We start from the raw sequence: 6,603 nt of genomic DNA, 5'->3' as shown, positions 1-6,603 counted from the left end.
GGAACATCGTCGAAGATCACCACGTCGAACGTGCCCTCGCCCGTGTCGCCATCATCGCCATCGGTCACCTGGAACTCGATGCCGCTCAGCGTCACGCTGGCTTCGCTGTCATCGCCAGGAAGGTTCTGATCAAGCGGATGCGCAAGCGTCGCCGAGTAGCTGTAATCCACCTCGCCAGGGTTGCTGCCGGCAACAGCATTGGTGATCGAGATCGTGATCACCGTCCCAAGGCTCGTCGTCGAACCAACCAGATTGCCGCTGCCATCAACCGCAAAGGTCACGGCCTCACCGCCCGCCGTCAGCTGCCCATTCAGATTGGAGGCGTTGATAAACACTATCGAGCCAGCAAGATCGCTCGGAACATCCTCGCCAAAGTCCACCGTCACCTTGCCACTCGTGTCGCTCAGGCTCTCGGTCGAGTCGATCTCAAGAGGATCGCTCTGGCTCTCATCGCCATTGGCATACGCAAAGCCGTCCTCATCAACCGTCAGGTTCGTCGCTGTGCCAACCAATGGCACCGAGTCAGCCGCAAGCGTGATCGTAACCGTCGCCCGCGACGTGTCCCCATCCCCATCGGTGATCGTGTAATCAAAGCTGACCTCGCCCTCCTCGCCAGAAGCCGGCGTGTAGGTGAACGTACCGTCATCGTTGTAGTCCACAGTGCCAGCACCCGTCAGCGTGCCGCCAACAACCGCAACATCATTGACCAGGTCAACTCCGTCCGCACCAGCCTCGTCATTGGCAAAAACATCAACCACAACCGGATCATTCTCATGGTCCTGAGCGGCAGTATCGTCTTGCGCAATCGGAGCATCATCGATGACATGAATTTCAAGGATATCGCTGGCGACATCACCATCCAGATCGGTCACGATCACCTCGACAGGAATGGTCGTTCCATCAGTGTCACTGGTGTTGTCGTTGAGAGTATAGGTGTAAGTGATGGACCCCTGACCAGTCGCGGGGTCATATTGATAATCGGTGATGATCAGGGTGCCGGTTGTATCGGCAATCACAATCTGCGGCAGATTGCCGGGGTCAATCGTCGTGCCGCCAACGCTAACGCTTCCGACACCATCAGGCGAAATGAAGGTTATGGTGCCGCTTACCGCCTCACTGTTGCCATCGAAGGCCGTGCCGGGGGATTCATTGATCCGCGTATCCGTCGACGGAGGCAGATGAGCCTCGCGAACTTCGGTAGCCTCGCCGATTTCGGGAACAATGACCTGGTCCAGGCTGTCAGAGATCAAGATGGTCAAGGTGGCGGTGTCAGCGCTCCCATCACCATCCGTCAGCTGGTAGGTGAAGACATCCTCAACACCGCCCGGCGTGTTGAAGTTACGTGTATAGACATAGCTCCCGTCCGCATTGAGAATCAGCGTGCCAAATTGACCGGTGATCTCTTCACCAGCGTCAGCAAATGACCCGCTCGTGCCAGCGTAAAATCCAGAGACAGACGCGCCGTCCGCGCCTTCGATGTCCACGCCCAAAGCACCGCTTGTCGTGCCCACGCCGGTAATCACATTGCCGTCATGTGCGGAAAAATCCGCGGGCGGGATCAGATCCGTGTCATTGGCGGCAATCGGCGCGTCATCAATGATGTCGATGCGCAGCGTAGCTGTCGCCTGGTCACCGTCAGTATCGATGATGGTAACTGTGAAGAAGTCTGCCGAGACAACATCCGTCGTATTGTCGGCGAGCACATAATCGTAACCGATCCGGCCATTCGAGATACTCGTTATGGTCAGCGTACCCAGGTCGGTGGAGAATATCTGGCCGACAGCGGTAACGGCAACGCCGTTGATCGTGATCGCAGCCGTACCGTCGGGCGAGGAAAAGTTGATCCAGCCAAACGTGGCTTCGGAATCGGAAGCACTGTCCGTTCCCTCTGGTTCGCCGTTACGCGCCGGTAGCCCCGCTTCGGAAACCACGTCCTCGGCATTGATGACCGAGACGCCGGAATCGTCCGGCTCGATCGTGATCACCGGCTCATCGTCGGGCTCGAAGGGAATGATCTCCTCTTCCAGAATCGTGCGGACGGGAAGCTCGGTGTAAGGAAGAAGATCGCCGATATCGAAGGCTGACTGAATATCGCCCGGGTCGGTGGCAAAATTGCCGCCAGAACTCTGCACTTCACCTGCAGCGGGTTCAGGCTCGTTGCCCACAAGGAGGGCAGCGAGGTTCGCTGGCGGGATCGGCGTGTCGCCAACCACCAGTTGCGGAAGAATGATCGCCCCCTCGGGGATCACGATGCGACTGCCATCCGCAAGCGTGATCACAAGATCGCGTCCGACGGCCTCGACCTGATCGATAACCGCGTCCGCCGGCAAGGTAACCGTGTTCGACGGGCCTACCGGAACAGTCCTGGATGACTGAACAACGTTCTGAGCCGAAGGGCTTTCACCGAAACCCGATTGCGCGGCATCTGTCGAAAAATCACCGTCTTGCTGGTTCAGTTCTTCACTCATCAATCTGTCCTCTCGCCGCGAGACTTGAGGTGAATGAACAATCTAAACGGTGCTCAAGGCCCCAAGCCAATCAACGGATTTATCCACAGACATGGAAACACCGAAGTGGTGCGATATCAATGGTGTTAACATTTTCGTAGCGAATGGCTCGCGTGGAGCCTCAGGGGTCTTGAATCGAGGGAAATGCCATTTAATCTATGTAAAACAGGATTTTATGAATTTCGCTTGCTTTAGAAACCAATCCAGCACTACGGGAATATACGTAAACTGCTGAGCTCTCGAATTTGGGACTGTGCCAGTAACGAACAGGCTTCGGGGTAAGTTTAACAGCGTTAGGAATTAACCTTACCGAGTCGCGACAATAATGACCCTCCGAGTCGAATCGTCGATCTCAGTCCGATTGTGGTTCCCGGCGCCGTGGAACTCCCTGCGCATCAATTCCGTTGAACGAAATCGTGCAAGGCAAGGCGCAGCCAGGAAAGCCCCGCATCATCGGAACGAGTAGTGTGAAACTGGGACATTTCGCGCATCGGCGTGATTGCGAACGGAGGCTCACGTATCTCGAGCGAAAACAACGGGGCAATCTGCCGGGCCACAGTGGCGATCTGCGGCGGTGATCCTCGATCGTCTGACACCCTCCGTTTATGACAACGACAGGTTCCGGACGATAGGCCGTACGAACACGCTGCGCGTTGCACAGCAGTACGAAATTGCCATGCCGACCGAGGGAAAACGCGGAAGATCCAAGACGCTCTGGATGAGCTGAGCGAGCAAGGCAGAGTGGCCGGGCGCTCCTTCGCTCCACCTGCTCCGACCCTGGCGCGGATGGCAACGGTATGAGAGTAGGTATGTGGCGGAGAGGGTGGGATTCGAACCCACGGTACCCGTAAAGGCACAACGGTTTTCGAGACCGTCCCGTTCGACCACTCCGGCACCTCTCCGCATGGGGTGCGCGCAGGCAAGTTGCCTGCCCGGTCTGTTAGAAGCCGCGGCGGTTAGCCGATGGATGGGCCCTTGCCAAGACCTTGCTGCACGGCTTTTTCGATCTGGTGGGGGATTGTCATCTGTGAGAGGTTGTTTCGCAGGTGCAACATTCTATATTGGAACGCATGGAACGGTCGGAATTCTTCTTTCCGCAGGCCGGACGCAGGATCCAGGCTCCCCGCAATTCGCGAGCGCGTTTTGCTATCGGGGATATCGTTCGCCACCGCCTGTTCGATTTTCGCGGCGTTATTTTCGATATCGATCCGGTGTTTGCCAATACCGATGAATGGTATGAAGCGATCCCGCATGACATGCGGCCACTGCGGGAACAGCCCTTTTATCACCTGTTGGCGGAGAACGATGATTCGTCCTATGTCGCCTATGTCAGCCAGCAGAACCTGATGCAGGATGACGATGGCGGGCCGGTGGACCACCCCAGCCTGTCACAGTTGTTCGACAGTTTCGTCGACGGACGTTACCGCCTGCGCCGCAGCCTGACGCACTGACTTTTCCTCACCGGGGACCCCAAGACGATAGTAATAAGGCAAGTATTTTATGCGATATGGATCGTATGGATATGAACGCGCCCTATTCCGATCCCTTGCAGATGGCGTTGCAGCGGGAATTGCGCCGCAGTGAGCGTGTCTTGTGGCAGGCAAAGCCCCTGGCCCGCGTGGCCACAAAGGCCTTTCTGATCTATTTCTTCGCCATTCCCTGGACGGCATTCGCCCTGTTCTGGACGGTCATGGCCATGGGCGCGACAAGCGGCGGATGGGGAGATGCGGGCTGGCTCAGCTTTGCTTTCCCGCTGTTCGGCCTGCCCTTCATCTTGGTGGGCCTCGGCATGCTGTCAGCGCCGTTCATACCGCTGTTCGCTGCCCGAAAGACATTGTTTGCCATCACCGATGAGCGGGTGATCCGGCTATATCTGGGTCGCCGGCTGATGACCAGTTCGCTGGAAGCGGGCCAGATTGGCGAGATCGAGCGCACCGAAGGGCCAGATGGCAGCGGCACGCTGAAGATCACCGCAGGCAGTTACCGCGACAGCGACGGGGACAGGATGGCTCGCGAATTCGGGTTGGGCGAAGTGGAAAACGTGTTCAAGGCGCAGGAAACCATCCGCGACATGGTCAGCCGCCATCGCGCACGGGCAATCAGCTCTTCAGCTTCCAGCCACTCTTGAGCACGCGATAGGTAATCACGCCCAGCACCAGATTGAGCACGCCCACGCCGATCGCAGCGCCAAACACCGCCTCATTGGTATTGCCGATGTCGCTCGCCCCCAGAAAGCCGAAGCGGAAACCGGAGATCATGTAGAAGAACGGATTGGCGCGGCTGATCATCTGGAACAGCGGCGAGAGATTGGAAATCACGTAGAACGTGCCCGACAACAGCGAGAGCGGCGCGACGATGAAATTGGTGACCGCGGCGTTGTGATCGAACTTCTCCGCCCACAGGCTGGCCAACAGGCCAACAATGGCCAGCATGGTGGCGCCCATCAGCCCGAACCACACGATTGCCCACGGGTGCGCCGCGCGCAGTTCCACACCGGGCCACAGCCACATCGCCAGCGCCACCGCGCCGCCCACCATCACCGCACGGGTAATCGCGGCAGAGACGATGCCGATCATCAGTTCGGCCTCTGTCAAAGGCGGCATCAGCAGATCGATGATGGTGCCCTGCAGCTTTCCGGCCAGCAGAGAGAAGCTGGCGTTGGCAAAGGCGTTCTGCATCATGCCCATCATGATCAGGCCCGGCGCGACGAAAGTTGCAAAGGGCACACCCAGCACTTCACGCCCACTGCGGCCCATGGCGACGGTGAAAATGATCAGAAACAGCAGGGTCGTGACCGCAGGCGCCCAGACAGTCTGCGTCTGGACCTTGAGAAATCGCCGGATCTCCTTAATATAGAGACTCCACAGCCCGATCCGGTTGAAACCGGTAATCTGCGGCTGGCCCTTTGGCGGAAAGCTGCGTTGGCTATCCGTGACGGGATCACGAAATTCATGCATGGTATCGCCATGCTGCGTGGTACTTGCTGGGGCTTGATTGGCCATGTGCTGCCGCCTATCGGGCCGCAGGCAGGCTGGCAAGCTTCGGTGACAAGTGTCCACCGACTGGAAGAACGGAATAGTACATGAGTTGGACCGAAGAACGCATCGCAACCCTCACCAAGATGTGGGAGAGCGGGGCCACCGCCAGCCAGATCGCGGATGAGCTGGGCGGCGTTTCGCGCAATGCGGTGATCGGCAAGGCACACCGCCTTGGCCTGAAATCACGCCCTTCGCCGGTGAAGGCGAATGACCAGAAGGCGGCGAAGAAGAAGGAAGCCGTCGCGCCGGCCAAGAAGCCCGCCAAGCCCCGGGTGAAAGCCCCGGCTCCCAAGGTTGAGCAGGCAGCCAGCGACGATGCAACAGATGCGCCCAAGGCCATTCCTGAAAACAGCCAGCCGATTCCCAACCGGCCGGAAAACCTGCCCAAGATTCACTCCGTGGGTCCGGGTGGATTCGTTCGCCAGGGTCCCGGCGATCAGCAGGCACCGATTCCGCCCGCGCCGCCGCGCCGCCTGGTGCCGGCCAAGCCGAGCCCGGAAATTGCCAACAAGACCAGCCTGCTCGATCTGAATGAGCGTGTGTGCCGCTGGCCGATGGGCCATCCCGGCGAGGCCGATTTCCACTTTTGTGGAGAGAAGGTGAACCCGGGCTTCCCCTATTGCGTGCAACATTGCGGGCGGGCCTATCAGGCACAGCTGCCCCGCGGTGCGCGCCGTCCCCCGCCGCCCCTGCCTTTTGGCGGGCCGCGCGTCCGCTAGGACGCAGCGATCGGAAAATCGGGAAAGCCGTTTGGCGGCCCGCGCGTGAGGTAGGACAAACGCGCGGGCACGCCTCGGCGCCGAATCCGTACAAACCGATCCGGAAAATACCGTGCAGCTCCGCGCCTCTCAGGAGGGGGGAGGAGATTGGGCACGAAGCCGCACGATAAGGGAAACTAAGGCGCCCCGGCTTGGGGTCCAGGACGCCGAGATCACGACAAGTCTTTCGACGCGACCCGAAGAGCCGTCGCGTGATCTCTGGAGAGCCTATAAGCCGCTCCATAAAGTTGCGCATGTAACGTGATTGCCCGACAGGGTTAGTTACTACAGTATCTGTGC

The 6,603-nt window shown here is 58.9% G+C and carries 5 protein-coding genes and 1 tRNA gene; 3 read left to right on the top strand and 3 right to left on the bottom strand.

Features of this window, described 5'->3' with window-relative positions:
• The coding region (locus tag GRI32_RS09880) for an Ig-like domain-containing protein (protein ID WP_202386014.1) at positions 1–2,468 on the bottom strand (2,468 nt) is incomplete at its 3' end.
• An 851-nt stretch (positions 2,469–3,319) separates the two neighbouring features.
• Positions 3,320–3,409, bottom strand: a tRNA-Ser gene (locus tag GRI32_RS09875).
• A 168-nt stretch (positions 3,410–3,577) separates the two neighbouring features.
• Here GRI32_RS09875 and hspQ point away from each other — a divergent pair.
• Positions 3,578–3,958 carry a heat shock protein HspQ gene (gene hspQ / locus GRI32_RS09870; RefSeq protein WP_160591742.1) on the top strand — a complete coding sequence of 127 codons (381 nt, stop codon included), beginning with the start codon at positions 3,578–3,580 and terminating at the stop codon, positions 3,956–3,958.
• 71 nt (positions 3,959–4,029) lie between these two features.
• A complete protein-coding gene (locus GRI32_RS09865; RefSeq protein ID WP_160591740.1) occupies positions 4,030–4,635 on the top strand; it encodes a hypothetical protein in 606 nt (201 codons plus the stop codon).
• Here GRI32_RS09865 and GRI32_RS09860 read toward each other — a convergent pair.
• On the bottom strand, positions 4,607–5,464 hold the full coding sequence (locus GRI32_RS09860) for an ABC transporter permease (protein ID WP_160591791.1): 858 nt from the start codon (positions 5,462–5,464) through the stop codon (positions 4,607–4,609). The genes GRI32_RS09865 and GRI32_RS09860 overlap by 29 nt on opposite strands.
• A gap of 125 nt (positions 5,465–5,589) precedes the next feature.
• Here GRI32_RS09860 and GRI32_RS09855 point away from each other — a divergent pair, with 125 nt between their 5' ends.
• Positions 5,590–6,264: a GcrA family cell cycle regulator gene (locus GRI32_RS09855; protein ID WP_160591738.1), complete on the top strand. Its 675-nt coding sequence runs from the start codon at positions 5,590–5,592 to the stop codon at positions 6,262–6,264.
• The last annotated feature ends 339 nt before the right edge of the window (positions 6,265–6,603 follow it).

Origin of the sequence: Alteraurantiacibacter aestuarii (assembly GCF_009827405.1) — a bacterium.
GTDB lineage: Bacteria > Pseudomonadota > Alphaproteobacteria > Sphingomonadales > Sphingomonadaceae > Alteraurantiacibacter > Alteraurantiacibacter aestuarii.
This window is presented reverse-complemented; position numbering and strand designations above follow the sequence as displayed.